12 protein-coding genes are annotated in these 17275 nt (G+C 46.9%); 10 read left to right on the top strand and 2 right to left on the bottom strand.

What is annotated here, in order from left to right:
- Positions 1-100 precede the first annotated feature (100 nt).
- Complete coding sequence (locus GVJ32_RS13955) at positions 101-1216, bottom strand: saccharopine dehydrogenase family protein (RefSeq protein WP_159240702.1); 1116 nt, start codon at positions 1214-1216, stop codon at positions 101-103.
- A gap of 168 nt (positions 1217-1384) precedes the next feature.
- On the opposite strand from GVJ32_RS13955, the gene GVJ32_RS13960 reads away from it, so the two are divergent.
- Positions 1385-2401, top strand: a complete 1017-nt coding sequence (locus GVJ32_RS13960) for an AraC family transcriptional regulator (RefSeq protein WP_159240703.1) — start codon at positions 1385-1387, stop codon at positions 2399-2401.
- On the opposite strand, the gene GVJ32_RS13965 is transcribed toward GVJ32_RS13960, so the two are convergent.
- On the bottom strand, positions 2329-3351 hold the full coding sequence (locus tag GVJ32_RS13965) for an AraC family transcriptional regulator (RefSeq protein WP_159240704.1): 1023 nt from the start codon (positions 3349-3351) through the stop codon (positions 2329-2331). The genes GVJ32_RS13960 and GVJ32_RS13965 overlap by 73 nt on opposite strands.
- A gap of 211 nt (positions 3352-3562) precedes the next feature.
- Between GVJ32_RS13965 and GVJ32_RS13970 the strand changes: the two genes are divergently transcribed.
- The 9 genes from GVJ32_RS13970 to GVJ32_RS14010 all read left to right on the top strand — a co-directional run bounded on the left by GVJ32_RS13970 (position 3563) and on the right by GVJ32_RS14010 (position 17262).
- A complete protein-coding gene (locus GVJ32_RS13970) occupies positions 3563-4894 on the top strand; it encodes an acyl-CoA dehydrogenase family protein (RefSeq protein ID WP_159240705.1) in 1332 nt (443 codons plus the stop codon).
- 11 nt (positions 4895-4905) lie between these two features.
- Positions 4906-6141, top strand: a complete 1236-nt coding sequence (locus GVJ32_RS13975) for a thiolase family protein (RefSeq protein ID WP_159240706.1) — start codon at positions 4906-4908, stop codon at positions 6139-6141.
- A gap of 13 nt (positions 6142-6154) precedes the next feature.
- Positions 6155-7759, top strand: a complete 1605-nt coding sequence (locus tag GVJ32_RS13980) for an AMP-binding protein (RefSeq protein ID WP_159240707.1) — start codon at positions 6155-6157, stop codon at positions 7757-7759.
- Between the two features lie 309 nt (positions 7760-8068).
- Positions 8069-10414, top strand: coding sequence for an efflux RND transporter permease subunit (locus GVJ32_RS13985; protein ID WP_235035140.1), 2346 nt, complete (start codon positions 8069-8071; stop codon positions 10412-10414).
- Between the two features lie 73 nt (positions 10415-10487).
- Positions 10488-11867 carry a DUF1329 domain-containing protein gene (locus tag GVJ32_RS13990; protein WP_159240709.1) on the top strand — a complete coding sequence of 460 codons (1380 nt, stop codon included), beginning with the start codon at positions 10488-10490 and terminating at the stop codon, positions 11865-11867.
- A 1-nt stretch (position 11868) separates the two neighbouring features.
- Entirely contained in the window at positions 11869-12819 is a 951-nt protein-coding gene (locus GVJ32_RS13995; protein ID WP_159240710.1) for a WD40/YVTN/BNR-like repeat-containing protein, read from the top strand.
- Between the two features lie 24 nt (positions 12820-12843).
- Positions 12844-14754: a DUF1302 family protein gene (locus GVJ32_RS14000; RefSeq protein ID WP_159240711.1), complete on the top strand. Its 1911-nt coding sequence runs from the start codon at positions 12844-12846 to the stop codon at positions 14752-14754.
- Positions 14755-14915: 161 nt separating this feature from the next.
- Positions 14916-16241, top strand: coding sequence for a DUF1329 domain-containing protein (locus GVJ32_RS14005; protein ID WP_353652906.1), 1326 nt, complete (start codon positions 14916-14918; stop codon positions 16239-16241).
- 28 nt (positions 16242-16269) lie between these two features.
- Positions 16270-17262 (top strand): MDR family oxidoreductase, encoded by a 993-nt coding sequence (locus GVJ32_RS14010; protein WP_159240713.1) that lies wholly within the window; start codon positions 16270-16272, stop codon positions 17260-17262.
- The last annotated feature ends 13 nt before the right edge of the window (positions 17263-17275 follow it).

Raw genomic sequence — 17275 nt, forward strand, 5'->3', positions numbered from 1 at the left:
AACTGCGTAGTTGAGCCGGCTTGAATGACTTTAATATTAGCTTGGGCCTCTAAACCAAGCTAATCCTCAATCAAACAAACCGGTTCAATCTATTCCCCCGTTATTGCCAAGGGTTGTTCATGTATCCCAGTTTATGGAATTTCTCGATGAGTTCGCGGTGACCAAATGCCCCGGCGGCTGACTGGAAACCCACCGCCTTAAGTTCACCATTTAATAAGCGCTCCGCAGCCTCTGTGCAAATTTCACCTGTAAAGGTGTAGGGCGCATTTAATGATAGCGGGAAAACGGTAGTGACTTGGCGGCCTTGGCCAATACAGGTAATCACGGTGCGGTGAATATCTGGGCTGTCTTTGGGCGGCTCTGCGGGCGTCATTTCATCGCCAAACTGATTGGTTAGTGCTTCTTTTTGCTCTTGGTTCATGCCAACAGATTCTTTGTTAAAGCGATGAATTAACGCAACCACACCCTCTATAATTTCATCACCGAAGGCGGTGAGCACTTTACAGTTGATAACACGGTCGTCGTGTTCGTACCAAACCGGCTCGCAGCCACCGCTCCAAGGTAGGGCAAGTGCGGGTTGCGACATATGAGGAGCGGTAATGGTGAAGTGGCGGTCACCTTGCCATTCAATCATTTCATTATTTTTCAATAAATACTGTGGATTGTTCACCATGCGCAGGAATGATTTTGTAGACGCCTGGGAAGGTAGTGCATCATTAATTTGATAGCTTAGATCCAAGCTGTCGACGCCTTCGGTTTCAAGTACAACTTCAGCCGCTAGCGCACCGGCGCACCACATATAGCTATTTGCGGGACTTAGTAACAAGTTCTTTTCGGCGAAGGCTTTGCCATATTGATTACGAACTGCAATAACAAAATCCTGTTCACCGGTGGTGTCCAAGTAGTGGCAGTTGGTTTCAAGACAGGTTTCAACCACTGGCCACGCCAATTGCATAAATGGCCCTGCGACATTGATAACGACTTCAACTTTTTCGAATAAAGGCAGTAACTCTTCTCGGGTGTTTGCGGCCTGAACAATCGTGGCCGGTGCCTTGCACCCTAGTCGTTCCTCTACGATTGCTAACGACGCCTCTAATTTTTCTTTACTTCTACCTACAAAGTAGAAGGGCATATTGCGTTGCGAAAGGCACTCGGCGACTAATTTTCCGGTATAGCCACTGGCACCATAGATGAGTATGCGTGGTGAATCAGACATGGTCATGCTCCGTTATTTTATTGTTAGGAAATTATTTTGAGCCATTTCAATAATAAAAATGGCGGTGATTTAAAGTATCGAAAGCGCATGATTTTAAGAATGCGAAATCCGGACAGGCGCTTGCGAAATACGGACGCCGGTGATAGCTTGAAAAGAAAAGAGCCTTGTGTGAAGCCAAAATATCATTCCGCAAAAACGATACTTTCGCCACTAACGCGTCTGCGTGAAGAGGGTGTTTCGGTTGGTCAGGCTTTAACGGGCACCGGCTTGTCGCTGTCGATTTTGAATAAGCCGGAACAGCATGTGAGCTTGAGTCAGGAGCTGATGTTTTTGAGGAATTTGCGCAAGGCTACGGCTAATCCAGCTATTGGGCTAAAAGTGGGGGCGTGCTATCCATTAAGCTTATTCGGTATTTATGGTTACGCCTTGATGAGTGCGGCAACGATTAGCGATGCGTTAAAACTCGCCTACGAGTATGTAGAGCTTAGCTTTGCGTTTTTTGAGCACAGTTTGTCGTTCAGTGGTAATCACGTTGTTATGTGTATGAGCTCGAACGATTACAGTGCTGACGATATCGCCATGCTTAACGAGCGTGAAATGATCGCCACCCTGATGATTCTTCGCGGTTTGATGGGCGAAGATTTTCGCTTGCACTCGGCAACCTTGCGCAATGCGCCGCAAACGTCGATGTCAGAGTACGAGAAATATTTTGAATGCACGGTTAGCTTTAATGCAGACAATAATGCACTGATTTTCTCTGCAGAATTACTTCATATTCCAGTACTGCAGTGCGATAGCGATACCGCCAGCCTATGTATTGAGCGGTGTGAGCGCTTAAAGGCAAGATTGACAGAGGAATATAATATTGTTGATGAGGTGCGTGAATTAATACTTTTGCGGCCAGGTTACTTTCCAAATATTGATGAGTTGGCTGGTAAGTTAAATATGTCTGGCCGAACCTTGAGACGTAAGTTGTCTGCGCATGGTGTTGGCTATCAAAAAATACTAGATGATTTGCGCTTTGAGTTGTCGAGGGAGTATTTGTATACCACTAATATTAGTGTGGAGCAGATGTCGATATTATTAGGTTATAGTGATCCCGCACATTTTTCTCATGCCTTCCGCCGTTGGGCGGGTGTGTCGCCGTCTGATTTTCGCTCGGCGTTTATCGCTGAATCTCGGTGACGTAAATCGCTGGGATTAACGCCGGTCCAGCGTTTATAGGCGTGGCAAAAACTAGATGAGTCTGAGTAACCTAGTCTCACGGCAATTTCTTCAATCGTGAAGGTGGTGCTTTGCAAATATTCTATTGCTAGGTTGCGGCGCACATCTTCAAGTATATCTTTGTAGCTGCTGCTTTCTGCGCTTAATTTGCGCTGCACGGTTCGCGCAGTCATATTTAACGGTTCGGCAATGGTTTCTAGCGTAAAAATTTCTCTGGGCGACGACAAAATATGATTGCGAATAATATCTGAAAATGTACTGTTTCTAGATAGCTGAGCACATATTTTTTCACATTGATTACCGTATATTCTCGCGGTTTCTGGTTCTGACTGTGCCAGTGATTGGTATAGCAGTTTACTGTCAAAGGCGTAGTAATTTTCCGCCGAGTTAAAGTGCACTGGGCATTTAAAATAGTCGCTATATACGTCTGCGTATGAGGGCTTTGCCTGCTTTAAATGGACTTCGAGAACGGGCAGGTCCTGACCGAGGGCTTCTTTAAAAATGGTATGGGACGCAACTAGGCCGCGATCAATCATGTACTGATAACTGCCGCCAAGGTCTCTGAGTTTTTCTAGGCTGACATAGGCTCGGTCTCCACGCACGGTGGTGTTCCATAGCATGTACGTCCATGTCATTAATATATTTTTGTATAGAACGGTCATGCCTGCCAGTAGGTTTTCGCTGGTCATAATCGCCAGCCCCAGTAATCCGTAGGCCGATAAGTGATAGCGGCCCCCAACGATCAAACCAATTTCGGGAATATTAATTCCGCGGATAACTTCTGTGGTGAAGCTCAATTCTTGGTGGGGTGTTAGCTCGTAGGTTGGGTCTTCCAATGCCTGTGCGGGAATGCCGGCCACATCTAGCATCGGTGCCGGATCGAGTTTGTGTTCCTTTAGTAAGGATATCAAGGGGTTGAGCCCGTAGCTTAGGTGTCTAGCGGGTGGTGTGCTTAATGACGACCTTAGCTCCATCGTTGGATTCTCTTATTATAATTTTAAAGGCTGTCGTAAATTAACAATCATATTGTCCTCTGTAAACATCTAACTTCTCAACTTGCACCGATAGTATGGTCACCTAATTTGGAATATTTATAAAAACCATAAGAATAGAGGTGAGCCAATGTCTACTCAATCAGTCCAAGAAATCGATTTACCCGCTGCCACAGATTATAGAAATTTAGATGCCCCTATTTATTCATGGGACGCGACGCCGAAGGGCAAGTTAACGGTATCTGGTGCGGAAGCGGCCTTGCCTGAACACATTGCTGATTTTCAGCAAACGCTGAGAAGTTTTGCGCTCAACGTTATGCGACCTATTGGTATAAAGCTAGATCGTATGACGCCAGAGCAAGTGATTGCTAAGGATTCTCCATTCTGGGAATTTAGAAAAAAGTATTTGGAGCTTGGCGTGACAGTCGAGGCGCTTGGCGAAATGGAGCCTCAGGAAGCGGCGCTGCTCTTCTCAATTTTATTTGAAGAGCTGGGCTACGGTGATGCGGGCCTTGCGATATCGGTTGGTGCGGGAATATTGCCGCAGTGGTTGTGTGCGAAGTTCGGCCGCAAAGATTTATTAGACGAGTTCCCAGATGCGGTGCTGGGTTGCTGGGGTATTACCGAACCAGATCACGGCACGGATATGCTCGATCCAAGCCGTCAAATCGTCTACCCCGGAAGTTCCTATGGGCGCCCAAACCTAGTTGCAGATTTAACGGGTGATGACATTGTTTTAAACGGTCAGAAATCTGCATGGGTATCTAACGGCGTCATTGCCGATGTGTGTATTCTTTACTGCGCGGCAGACTCGGGTAATGGCCCATCGGCGACGGAAGGTTGTGCATTGGTGTTTCCAATGAATCTTGTGGGTATTAGTCGTGGTAAGCCTTTGGATAAGCTTGGGCAGCGAGCTTTAAACCAAGGCGAAATATTTTTCGATAATGTGCGCATCCCTCGCAAATATTTACTGGCAGGACCTGAGGATTATCAGCGTGCAGTGTATTGCATTCACGCAGAGGCCAACGCCCTAATGGGCGCAACTTTTACTGGTCTGGCTCAGGCCGCGGCAGATTTAGCGCTGGATTACGCCCACGAAAGAGTCGCTGGTGGTGTCCAAATTATTCAGCATCAGTCGGTTCGCAGTCGTCTTTTTCATATGTTTAGAAAGGTTGAAATTTCACGTGCGGTAACTCGGCGCGGCCTCAATTTTAATAATGATCCTCAGCTCGGCACCCCATCGTTGTGTGCGGCGATGTTCTCAAAAACTACCGGCACCCAAAATGCCTTCGAAGTCACCAGTGATGCCTTGCAGATATTTGGCGGCAATGGTCTGACCAAAGAATATCCCATAGAAAAAATGCTGCGAGATGCCCGCGCATCTTTAATTGAAGATGGTTGCAACGAAGTGTTGGCAATCAAGGGCGGCAGCTACCTCATAGATAGCGAAAAACTTTCATAAGGGGTAGAACAGTGAAGCAAACTGCTTACGTTGCCGGCGTCGGTATGACGCCGTTTGGCAACGCTATGGATAAAACCCTTAACGAACTGGCGTGCGCTTCTATAAAGGATGCCTTGCAAGACGCGGGTATCAACAAAGAGGATCTAAATGCCGCGTATATGGGCAATGCTGCGGGGGCGGTGATAACGGGTCAGGTTTGTGTGCCGGGTCAGGTTGCTTTGCGCAGTATGGGTATTAGCAAAATTCCGGTCATTAATGTCGAGAATGCCTGCGCGACCTCGGCTACTGCGTTTCAACAAGCCTGCACCATGGTTACCTTGGGTGTCTACGATGTGGTCTTGGTCTGTGGTTACGAAAAGCTTTATCACCAAGATAAAAATAAAACATTCTCGGTATTTACCGGTGCGATTGATGTAACTAAAACCGACGCCATTGCCGCGGGCTTGCAGGCGCGTAATGACGCCATTGGGCAACCCTTAGATATGTCGGGTGCAGGTAGTAGTCGATCTATCTTTATTGATATATATGCAACATGGGCTCGGGAGCACATGCATCAGTACGGCACAACTAGAGAGCAATTGGCGGCGGTGTCTGCCAAAAACTCTGTGCATGGCAGTTTGAATCCAAAGTCACAATTCCAGAATGTAATCACTATTGAGGACGTCTTGGCGGCACGTGAAGTGGTGGCGCCGTTAACGCTACCGATGTGCGCACCAATAGGTGATGGTGCGGCAGCGGTAATTGTTGTTAGTGAAAAATTCGCGAAGAAGATGGGGAAGAAGCGCTGTATTCGCGTCAATGCCTCTAGTCTCCACAGCGGTTGGGATGTCGCTGAGGGTGAGCGGCCGATGGTGTCTAGCGCCGTATCTGAATTGTATGAGCAAGCTGGCATGGGAGCGGAAGATCTCAATTGTGTTGAGTTACATGATGCCTCTGCGATATCGGAAATTAAATATTACGAATTTTTAGGTTTGTGTGAAAACGGGACGGGTGGTGAGTTTGTCGCTAGCGGTGCATCGTCATTAGGTGGGCGGGTACCGGTAAATACATCTGGTGGCTTAATGCGTAAAGGTCACCCAATAGGGGCAACCGGTGCAGCACAAATTGTGGAGCTAGTGATGCAGTTGCGTGGCGAAGCCGGGGCCCGTCAAGTAAATGGGGCTAGGGTAGCTCTCGCGGAAAACGGCGGTGGCTATATTGGTACGGATGCGGCTGCATTGGTGCTAAGCATTTTGTCAAAAGAATAAGAAGGGACGGCATATGAAAGACCTCAGAATATTGTCAAATTTGATTGAAGATAAAAAAAATTCGAATCCAAACTTGGATGTGCTGACTTTTGTGAACGTGCTGCCCAGTGGAGATTTGGAGCACGAAATACGAACCTACAATGATCTTTGGGAGCAGGGGCAGAGGGTGTTTTCTGGCTTGCGTAACGAAGGCATGGCGCCGGGCGAAAGTTTTGCGATGGTGATGCAAAATCATCCTGAATTTGTAGATTGCATGGTAGGTAGTTCACTTGCCGCTACGGTGTTTGTGCCTATTGACCCGCGCACAAATGGTGACCGATTGGAGTACATGCTGAGTTGGTCTGATTGCAAAGGTGTTGTTTGTGCAGACTATTGTCTTAATGCTGTTTTAGCGGCTTGCAAAAATTTACCAAAAATTCGCTGGATATGGGTTTTACATAGTGGCGAGCTAATAAAATTACCTGCCAGCGATTCACGGCTAAGAAAGTGGGCTGACATTGCAGGTGCTCCACTTAAAGAAGTTGAAGGGCGAGTACGCAGTGCCGATGAAACCATGCAGATGTTGTACACCTCTGGCACTACCGGCGATCCCAAAGCAATCAGGGCGCCTTATACACGCTATGACGCAGTCTCTTCCATTGGGCCAATGATAGGTCTTGTCGAGAAAGACCGTCCTTACACTGGTCTATCTTTTACCCATGCAAATGCGCAGCTCATCAGTTTGGGAAATATTCTGAAGATGGGTTTGCGAGGTGTTATTAGTCGCAAATTTACCAAATCGAGATTGTGGGATATTTGCCGTGCTTATGGCTGTACCACCTTTAATTTGCTGGGTGGTATGACTACCGCAATTTACAGCGAACCGCTTCGTGCAAATGATGCGAATAATCCGGTACGTTTTATTTTAAGCGCAGGTATGCCGGCGGCAATCTGGAGGGAGTTTAGTAAACGTTTTGACGTTGAACTTTTTGAATTCTACGGCGCTGCTGAAGGCGGCATGATGTTTAACCCGCCAGGGGTGGGGCCGATAGGCAGTATCGGCAAGCCGCCGCCAAGTTTAATCGCGCGCATTATAGATGAAGAGGGTAATACTTGTCCGCCTGGTCAGCGCGGCGAGATTGTATTCGAGGCGGCCAGCGGCGAGGAATTGGCGATTGAATATTATAAAAATCCCGAGGCCTCAGATAAAAAAGCCCGCAATGGCGTTTTATATATGGGCGATATTGGCCATCAGGATGAAGATGGCTGGTACTACTTTGATAGTCGCAAGGGCGATGAGATACGTCGCAATGGTGAGTTTGTTGATATTGCTAAGATAGAAAAAATAATTGCTGAATTTGACGATGTTGAAGATGTATTTGTTTACGGTATTCCTGCTCTAAACGGTGCTCCCGGCGAAAAGGATGTTATTGCAGCAGTAGTGCCGGTTGAAGCGAAGTTGTTCGATCCCGATGTGCTAGTTAGGCATTGCAGAGAGGTTTTGGGGCGCAATGATCTCCCCAGTTATATTCAAGTTATGTCTGAAATACCAAAGACGGCATCAGAAAAACCACAATCTAGATTTTGCTATGAGTATTTTTTGGAGCAAAAAAATCACGTCTATGATGTGGCGTCATAAAGTAAATAATAATTAAAAATAATGATGTCGTAAATTAACAGTGAATGGGTCGGTAATGAGCATTACTGACACTTACATTCAAGGCTAATATCAAGTTCAAGATAGAACAGATAAGACTCTTATAGAACGACATAATAATTTTATGTAGGAAGAATGTTTTCGTTTCTTTTTACAGTAATGGGGTAGTAAACCTTAATGAATACAATAAGAAACAGAATAGCGATGGCTGTTTTGGAGAACCGAAAAACTGCTTGGTTCCTGTTTGCGGCTGTCACTATATTCTTTGCTATGGGTCTAAAGAATGTTGAATTGAAGACGATATTCTCGGATTTGCTACCCAAGGATGATCCGTTTATTCAGGTGTTTAAAGATCATCCTAATTTTGGTAATCCGCTGACCTTCACGCTAATGGTAAAAACCAAGAGCGGTGATATTTATAACGCAGAAACCTTAGATAAAGTATGGCAGCTTACCCGTGATATCGATTTATCGCCGGGAGTGGATCACGATCAAATTTTATCTATTGCATCAGCAAAAGCACGTTATGCGGAAGCAGCGCCATTTGGTATAGATGCGCAACCTTTAATGGGTGACTCTGTTCCTGCTACGAGCGAGGAAATTGCAGCATTCAAAGAGAATGTCCGTAAGTCGCCCAATGCCCAGCAGTTTCTTATTTCTGGCGACGAAACTGCAACGTTAATATCAGCAACGTTTATAGAGCAGCGTTTGGATTACGGTGAGGCCTTCACCTTCGTTAAAAATCTGGCTGACACTGCTCGGGATGCTAACCACGATGTCTATATGGCTGGGCAGCCAGCGTTAACGGGTTGGGTATACGAATACCAGCATCAAATGATTGGCATCTTTGGTATTACATTGGGAGCCTTGGTTATTGCTCTTGTGCTTTATACCCAAAACATTGCAGGCGTTGTCACACCCGTTTTCGCAAGTATTGTGGCAGCGATTTGGGGTTTCGGTTTTGCTGGTTGGATGAAACTGCCCATAGAGCCTTTGTTAATGATTGTGCCACTGCTTTTGATCGCGCGATCATTTAGCCATTGCGTGCAATTTACTGAACGCTTTTACGAAGTGTTCGCACAAGTGGGTGATAAAGTTAGGGCAGCCGGCATCACTACTGGGCTGATGTTAGCACCGTCGATATTGGGCATTATCACCGACGCGGCGGATATCTTTTTAATTTCCATTGCGCCTATTCCTGCGATGGAGCGCTTCTCTTTGTTCTGCGGGTTTTGGGCAATGATGTTGGCGCCCACCGGTGTATTCCTTGCGCCGCTGTTGTTGTCGGTATTACCTGCGCCTAAAAATCTCGACAAGATTATTTCTGATGAGTCGGGTGGTGTGCATGGCAGGGTGAAGTCTGTATTGGCATGGATCGCAACCTTTTCCCAGGGTAAGCGGGCGCGTTATACCACGGTTGTTGTCGTCATTATTGCGGCCTTTTCTTTCTATCATTCTATGCGTATTCAAATCGGTAATCCCGTGGAAGGTAGTAATCTGCTGTGGGAAGACTCTGAATACAATGTGTCAGTTTCAGAGATTAATCATCATTTCCCTGGGGTAAATACCCTAGAGGTTATCCTTGAAGCAAAGGATTCAAACAATCCCAATCGGGTAGCTCGTCAGGCTGAAACTGTGGCTACCATGTTGCAACTTCAAGCCATTATGGAGGGTGGTGAAAGCGCGCCGCGGGCAACACTTTCCTTTGGTGATTTTTTGATGGACGCCAATCGCCTGATTTCCGGCGGTCACCCTAAGTGGTTGCCATTGGATAATACCGACTCGGCGGTGAACGCGGCAACGTCGGCGGTACTCATGGGTACTAGCCCAAAAGCCTACTCCCACGTTGTCGATTTTGAATTACAAAATTCTACGGTGTCTTTTTGGTATCCAGACAATAAACAGGACACCGTCGATCACGCACTTGCCTCAGCGGAAGCAGCTATTGCCATAGTGGGTATAGATCACTCAGATTTCACCGTTCGCCTTGGTAGCGGCACCATTGCAATACAGCAGGCTATAAATCATGTGGTTGAACGTTATCACTGGTTGATTATGGGTTTGCTAAACCTCGTTATTTTGCTGGTGTCTAGCTACGCCTATCGCTCATTGATAGCAGGTGTGGTGCTGCTCATTCCCGTGAACCTTTCCAATATGATTCTTACTACATGTATGTCATTCATGGGGATTGGCTTGGATATTAATTCATTAATGGTGGCGGCAATTGGCGTGGGCGTTGGTATTGATTATGGCATTTATCTACTAAGTAGAATGTGTGAGGAGTATCAGGAACGCGGGAGTTATGGTGAATCAATAACTGGGGCTTTAACGACCACAGGTAAGGCGATTATGTTCACCGCCAGTATTATGTTGATAGGTATTCTTCCTTGGTATTTTCTTTCTGGGCTTAAATTCCTCGCTGATATGGGGTTGCTACTGGTGCTGGTCATGTTGATCAATATGGTTATCGCGCTCGTGGTTTTGCCCTTGCTGGTGTGGCTCATCAAGCCAAAGTTTGTGTCGAGTAAAGACATTATGGTTCTAGGTGAAGGGGTAGACATTGCCAAGCTAATGGCGGAAGACGCCGAAAAAAAGCAGGCAATGAATCACAATAATTTAAAGGCCGAAGCACTGTAATAAACGATTTTTTACTGTGCTTCCACAATGCGCAAGATGACAACAATAAAAGGGTTTATCCCGGAGGAATATTATGCACATCAAGAAATATGATACCAACTATAGTCGTCGTCGTTTCATGGAGAATACGATTAAAGGTATTGGCGCTGGCGGCGTGTTAGCACCACTGTGGCCACTAATTGCAAACGCAGGTGATGTTAGTAAGGCTTACCCAGACGAGTTACTTTCCATAGAAATGTACACAAAGGGTAAGGTTAAACCCGGCGATGTTATTACCGCTGATAATGTTGAGCATGTAAAAGAATTGTTGGACCCAATTGCTTATAAACACGTTAAGGAAATGGGGCGACGTATTCATATTGTTGAGCCAGTGAAAGACATTGGACGAATTTTCCCGACCGAATACTTAGAGGCGACACTCAAAAATCAAGGTAAGGCCGTTGTTGGTAAAGACGGGAATGTCTATACCAAAGCTGGCGAACCTTGGATTGGCGGAACACCTTTTCCTGAACCTAAAAATGGGGTTGAAGCGCAATATAATTTGACCTTGAGTTGGGGGCGCCACGATTATTCTCAATATGCAGTGCGCGATTGGGATATAGATTCTTCCGGTGATTTGTCTTATCAATATGATTTCGTGTGGACTGAATTAAATACGACTGCACGCACCGACGGTACCGTTTGGAAGGGTAAAAAGGATTTGCTCCGCTATCAGTCCGTTTTCTTTACTGCGCCAAATGATAGTGCCGGTACCTCCTTTTTGAATATTTGGGATTACGATCAACGTAAATTCCCTGAGCTACATGGCTATATTCCAGCATTCCGTCGTGTTCGCCAGTTCCCAACCAATCAGCGTTTTGAGCCTTTAGTTCCGGGTATTACATTGTTCTTATCTGATGCGTGGGCGGCGGGTGATCCACTGCAAACGTGGGGTAATTATAAAATTATTGGCCGTCAGCCAATGTTGGGTGCTATCGGTTCACGCAACTTCCATGGTGGTTATCATGATAACTGGGAAAAGCCTGTTCATGGTGGGCCAAAGGATCAAACCTTCTTTGATACCTATATGGAGCTAGTACCCGAGTGCATCGTGCTTGAGGCCGAGCCAACGGGGTACGCAAGAGCACCGGTGGGCAAAAAGCGCGTTTGGATTGATGTGCGTAATCAGATGTACGTTGCCTACGTTATTTATGATCGCCGCGGTGAAATTTGGAAGTCGTTTGAGCCGCATTACGCGATGCAGGATAACGACAAGATGACCCGCAACGACGGTGCTCATCCAGCGTGGTCGTGGTCGAGTGTGCACAGTCATGACATTCAATCAAATCGCATGAGCCGCTTTGTACAAGCGAAATCGGTGACGGGCGGCTATCAAAGTAACTACGATCCTGGTGATGTTGATGTCTTTAATAAGTACCTCACTATTCAGGCCATGCAACGGCTTGGGGGTTAATGTGAGTACGGTAGCGAAAATGGCTAAATGCGCGGTTCCGTTGTTGTTAAGTGTTGCAATGTGCGCTGCAAATGCAGCGCCCTTGCAGGGCGACATGGTCAATAAGGGGCATGCACATGAGGCGTTGTTTGGCGTTAACGCCAGCGCCGATGGCCTTATTGCGGTGGGCGGCGCGGGGCAGATAAGTAGTAGTAAAGACGGCGTTACGTGGCAGCGGATTAATGTTGATCTTGCCGGTCGCTCTTTGTTAGCGGTGTCTGATGTTGGAGGTAATGCCATTGCCGTTGGGCAGCAGGGCGTCATCGTTCTTCGTAATGCAGATACCTGGCAGGAGCAGGAATCACCAACGACAGAGCGTCTGTTTTCGGTTGCTCAAGATGGTGCTGGTTTTGTGATTGCCGCTGGTGGCTTCGGCACTGTTTTGCGCTCAGTAGACAGCGGTAAAAGCTGGGAGAAATTGCTTATCGATTGGCAGGCGTTAATCGGCCAGTCTTACGAGCCCCATGTTTATAACGTCACCGTTGATGATCAGGGACGAGCGTATATGGCGGGTGAGTTCGGTATGATCGCGCGTTCTGATGATCAAGGTAAATCTTGGCAAGCCTTACATAGCGGTGATGAGTCCTTGTTTGGTTTGGCCATCGGTGATCGCGGCCTTGCTTATGCTGTAGGCCAGAGCGGCACTATTTTGCGCAGTTTGGATGGTGGCGACAGTTGGTCAAAAATTGAATCTGGCAGTGATGCGATTTTATTAGATGTATCAGTTCGCAGCGACGATCGCGCTGTGGTCACCGGTATTCGTGAAGCCTTGTCGATTGCGCCTGGCGGGCAGCGTGCGGAGCGCTTAGACAATTCGCAGTTGTTGGATTCATGGTATTGCGATGTTGGTGTTTATAAAGGCGATTTCTACGTTGTTGGGCAAAAGGCCAATGTTCTAAAACTCTCTATTTAAAATATCTTCTGGAGATTTACGGGTATGAAAAATAATAATCAGCTGGCGGCAGCTATTACCCTTGCTACACTCGGATTAAGTAACCCTGCGTGGTCGGCGAACGGCGAGCTATTCGGGATTGATTACAGTTCTAGTGGCTTTATTCGTGTTGAAGCAGCGGCGAAGACGGTTGGTGAAGAAAATCCCTTTAATCAGCGCGGCAATGTCTTTAATGGTGAATCGGTTAGCCGTTTCGGTGGGATTAATGCAGGCACGTTATTAGGTTTGAATTTACCTATTTCTGTGGGCGTTCCCATTAGTGATACGGCTACTCGAAATGGCGAGCCGGCTAATAACGATTTTAATGTTACTCAAGTGCGCTTAGAAAATACGGTGCAATTGCGTTTTAGTGACAATTGGTCTGCCACAGCTAAAATTCGTGGCATCTTTGATGCGGCGCAATACGATGAGTTCGATCCGAGTAGCGTGAATAGCAATGCGGCCGGTTATTTATATGGCGAGTCAAATTATTTTGAATACGATGATTATAAAACAGGCGGTGAGCAGAATCGCTTAGAAGTTGCCGGTGACAATTACATGGTGGATTTTCCATCACTGTATTTAGATTATCAAAACGGGCCCATTTTAGTACGCGCTGGTAATCAGCAAATTGCATGGGGCCAAGCCTTGTTTTTTCGGGTAATGGATGTTGCTAATGGCTTGGATTTGCGCCGACATTTGATATTGGATTTCGCTTCAGAAGAATATGCGGATGAGCGGATATCGTCCCCAGCCATTAGGGTGTCGTACCAATTAAACTCTAGCTGGGAGTTGGATATGTTTGCGCAAGCTTTTCAGCCTACTATTTATGCAAACCCAAATACGCCATACAACGTGATTCCTAGCCAGTTCACAGTTCATGATCGGTATAGCGACGCAAATGAAAAAATTAATAGCGGCTTTCGTTTGAAAGGCAATATTGGTGATTTCGGTTTACAGTTTATGTACACCAATCGTTACAACCCCGACGGCGTTATTCGTTGGACGGCATCAGGCGTTAATCGAGACGCTCCTGGTTTGCCAGGCACAGGTTTGATTCTGGCTGAGACGCCATTGGAAGTAGACCCAACAGGTGTATGGAGCGCTGAGGAATGGTTCACTTATGCTGGTATGGCAAGGCTAGATGGTGCTGAAGGTTTGAACAAGCTGATCACGGAGTTTCCTGCATCGCAGCTGTTATTGGCTAGACCCGTAAACGGAATTGATGCGGCCAAAGAAGAGTTGGACTTGTTCTTTATTCTTACTGGCGGTGTAACGGGCAGTCTCACTAGTGGCCAAGGTATGGGTGGTTTGCGTGGTCATATCGAGCGCGAATATAAGCGAGAAGATATTTTTGGTACTGGATTTAGCTATGTCTTTAGCGGCGAGCCCGGTAGCTGGCTTGATCAGTTAATTCTAAATTTTGAGGTGTCATTTACACCAGATCGTGTATTTACCTCGCCAGACCTGCGCCAAGATTATTTGGTTGAAGATGAATTTATATCAGCCTTAGTTCTAGAAAAATATCAGCGCTTCAGTCGAAATTTTCCTGCGACTTACTTCGTTTTTCAATGGATGCATCGCACAGAGAGTGATTTATTCGGTCGACATTTGAGTGGCATGGGCGGCACTGCGAACAATACGCCCTTAGGTGTAGACGGATGGGATGGATTGGTATTGGCACTGCAGCAACCTTTTCCTGGTTTGGTGTGGCGAGCGGATCTTTCGGTACTGTATGACACGCGTGGTGGTATTTTTGTGCAGCCAGCACTTAAATGGAAGCCTAGTGGAAACTGGAATGTTGAGGCTTTCTATACCTATATAGATGATGATATTAGCTCAGGCGCTAACGAGAATATTATGCAGACTTTTGATTGGGCTGAGGAGTTTGGATTAAGGGTAGCTTACCAGTTCTAATACCTACCCTGCCGGGGCGAGTACTCGGCTTTGTCCGCGTAATTACGGGACCTTTCCGGCGGGATTTCCCGCCGGCTTTTTCTTTGGTTCTTTTGTTGGTGAGAAGCGTCATGGTATTTCATATAAAACAATACGATCGACACTACGTAAGACGCGAGTTCTTGAAAAAAACAGCGGGACTTGCCTTGGGTGGTTTGTTAATGCCGGTATGGAAGGCAATGGCAAACAATGGCGATTTTGCTGCGGCCTATCCCGATGAATTGCTATCGATTGATGAGTACAGTGGCGGCAAATTAAAAGCCGGTGATTACATAGACGCTAGCAATGTAGAGCTAGTGAAAGATTTACTGGAGCCCGTTAAGTACTACCAAGTTAAAGAAATGGGTCGTCGTTTACGGCTGCGGGAAACGACCCGCGACATAATGAAGTTAAGTCCTTGGGAATATCTTGAGGCCAGCTTCAAAAATCGTGGTCAGGCGAAATTTGATGACAAGGGCAATGTTGTCACGCTGGACGGTAAGCCTTGGATTGGCGGTCTGCCTTTTCCGGAAGCAAAAAGCGGTTTGGAATTGTTCGCCGGATTAACTATGAGTTGGGGCCGGCACGATGCGTCTTTTTACGCCATTCGGGAATACGATTTAAGTCGTGAGGGCAAAGTAAATTACCAATATGAAAATGGCTGGGCTGAATATGCACCCACTGGCAGAGTGGTGTTGCCAGGGGTGTACTGGAAAGGCCATGAAGACAAGCTGCGCTATCAAAGCGTGTTTTTTTCCGAGCCTGATAGCGTGCGTGGCACGTCGTATCTAAATATATGGCATTACGATCAGAATAAATTTCCTGAACTATACGGCTACATTCCAGATTTTAAACGTATTCGACGCTTTCCTACCGATCAGCGCTTTGAGCCTTTGGTGCCAGGGTCGAGCTTGTACTTATCAGATGCCTGGGCGGCGGGCGACCCACTACATACATGGGGTAATTACAAAATAGTATCGCGCGGGCCCATGTTGGCTGCAGTGAGCGGCGGTTGGAATTCATCTAGTGAGAGCTGGGCACACACTACCCACGGTGGGCCTAAAGGAGATACCTTCTGGGATACCGACGTCGAGTTAGTCCCTGAAGCGATTGCGGTCGATGCCGAGCCAACGGGCTTTCCGCGCGCACCAGTCGGTAAAAAACGCGTGTGGTTTGATGCTCGCACTCAGCTACCGCTAGGTATGGTGTCATTTGATAGGCGAGGCGAAATTTTCCGTTCTTTTGATGGCGCATACGGGCTGTATGAGGATGGGAATAAGCGCGTGATGGACGGCAAACATCCCTATTGGTCTTGGGGGCATGTTCATGCGTTTGATGTGCAAACAGGGCAGATGACGCGCCTAGAACAAATGGCCAGTATGAGTGGTGGCCATAAGATGATGGTGAATGATCAGGATATATACGACCGCTATTTAACCAATAGTGCATTGCGGCGCTTAGGTAATTAACACGTAATTTTATAATGAGGTAAATGACATGACACAGACTTATAAGGCATTGGTAGCAAAGCGTTTGGACGGAAAACTGGCGGTAGGTTTTGAACAGTTGAGTGCGGCCGAAATTGGCGAAGGCGATGTGGAAATTGCGGTTGAGTATTCAACCCTAAATTACAAAGATGGTTTGGCCATGAGCGATGCCATACCGATTGTTCAGCAAGACAAATTAATACTCGGTATTGATATGGCCGGTACCGTTGTCAGTTCAGATAACTCACGTTTCAGTGTTGGCGATAAAGTTGTATTGAATGGCTATGGCGCATCAGAAACTCATAACGGGGGTTATACCCAACGTTTGCGTACAAAAGGCGAATACTTGGTGAAGCTGCCGGCAGGTATAAGTACTCGTCAGGCAATGGCCATTGGCACCGCTGGCTACACTGCCATGTTGTCGGTTATGCGTTTGGAGCGTCTTGGCGTGGTGCCAGAGTCTGGTGTTGTTTTGGTAACGGGGGCGTCTGGTGGTGTTGGTACCGTCGCGATTTCTTTGCTGTCTGCTTTAGGGTATCGGGTAACCGCATCAACAGGCCGAATGGAAGAGGCAGATTTTTTAAAGAGCCTTGGTGCAAGTGATGTTATTAATCGCGCCGAGCTATCTGAGCCAGGTGAAATGATGCAGGCCCCGCGATGGGCGGCTGCGGTAGATTCTTGCGGTAGCCATACCTTGGCAAACGTGATTGCGCAGCTGCATTACAGTGGTGTGGTAACAGCCTGCGGTTTGGCTCAGGGTTTAGATTTACCTAGCAATATGATGCCGTTTGCGCTGCGCAATGTGTCGTTATTAGGTGTGGATTCAGTTCATGCGCCTATGCCTTTACGAGAAGAAGCGTGGCGCAGATTGGCGAAGGATTTAGATATGGCCAAGCTAGAAGCCTTGTTGGTGAATATCCCCTTTGATGATGTGCCGGCGGCCGCCGGTAAAATTCTACAGGGACAAATTCGCGGGCGAGCTGTCGTCGAAATTGGATCTTAGTCACCGTTAAATT

Source organism: Zhongshania aliphaticivorans (genome assembly GCF_902705855.1).
In the GTDB taxonomy this organism is placed as follows: domain Bacteria; phylum Pseudomonadota; class Gammaproteobacteria; order Pseudomonadales; family Spongiibacteraceae; genus Spongiibacter; species Spongiibacter aliphaticivorans_B.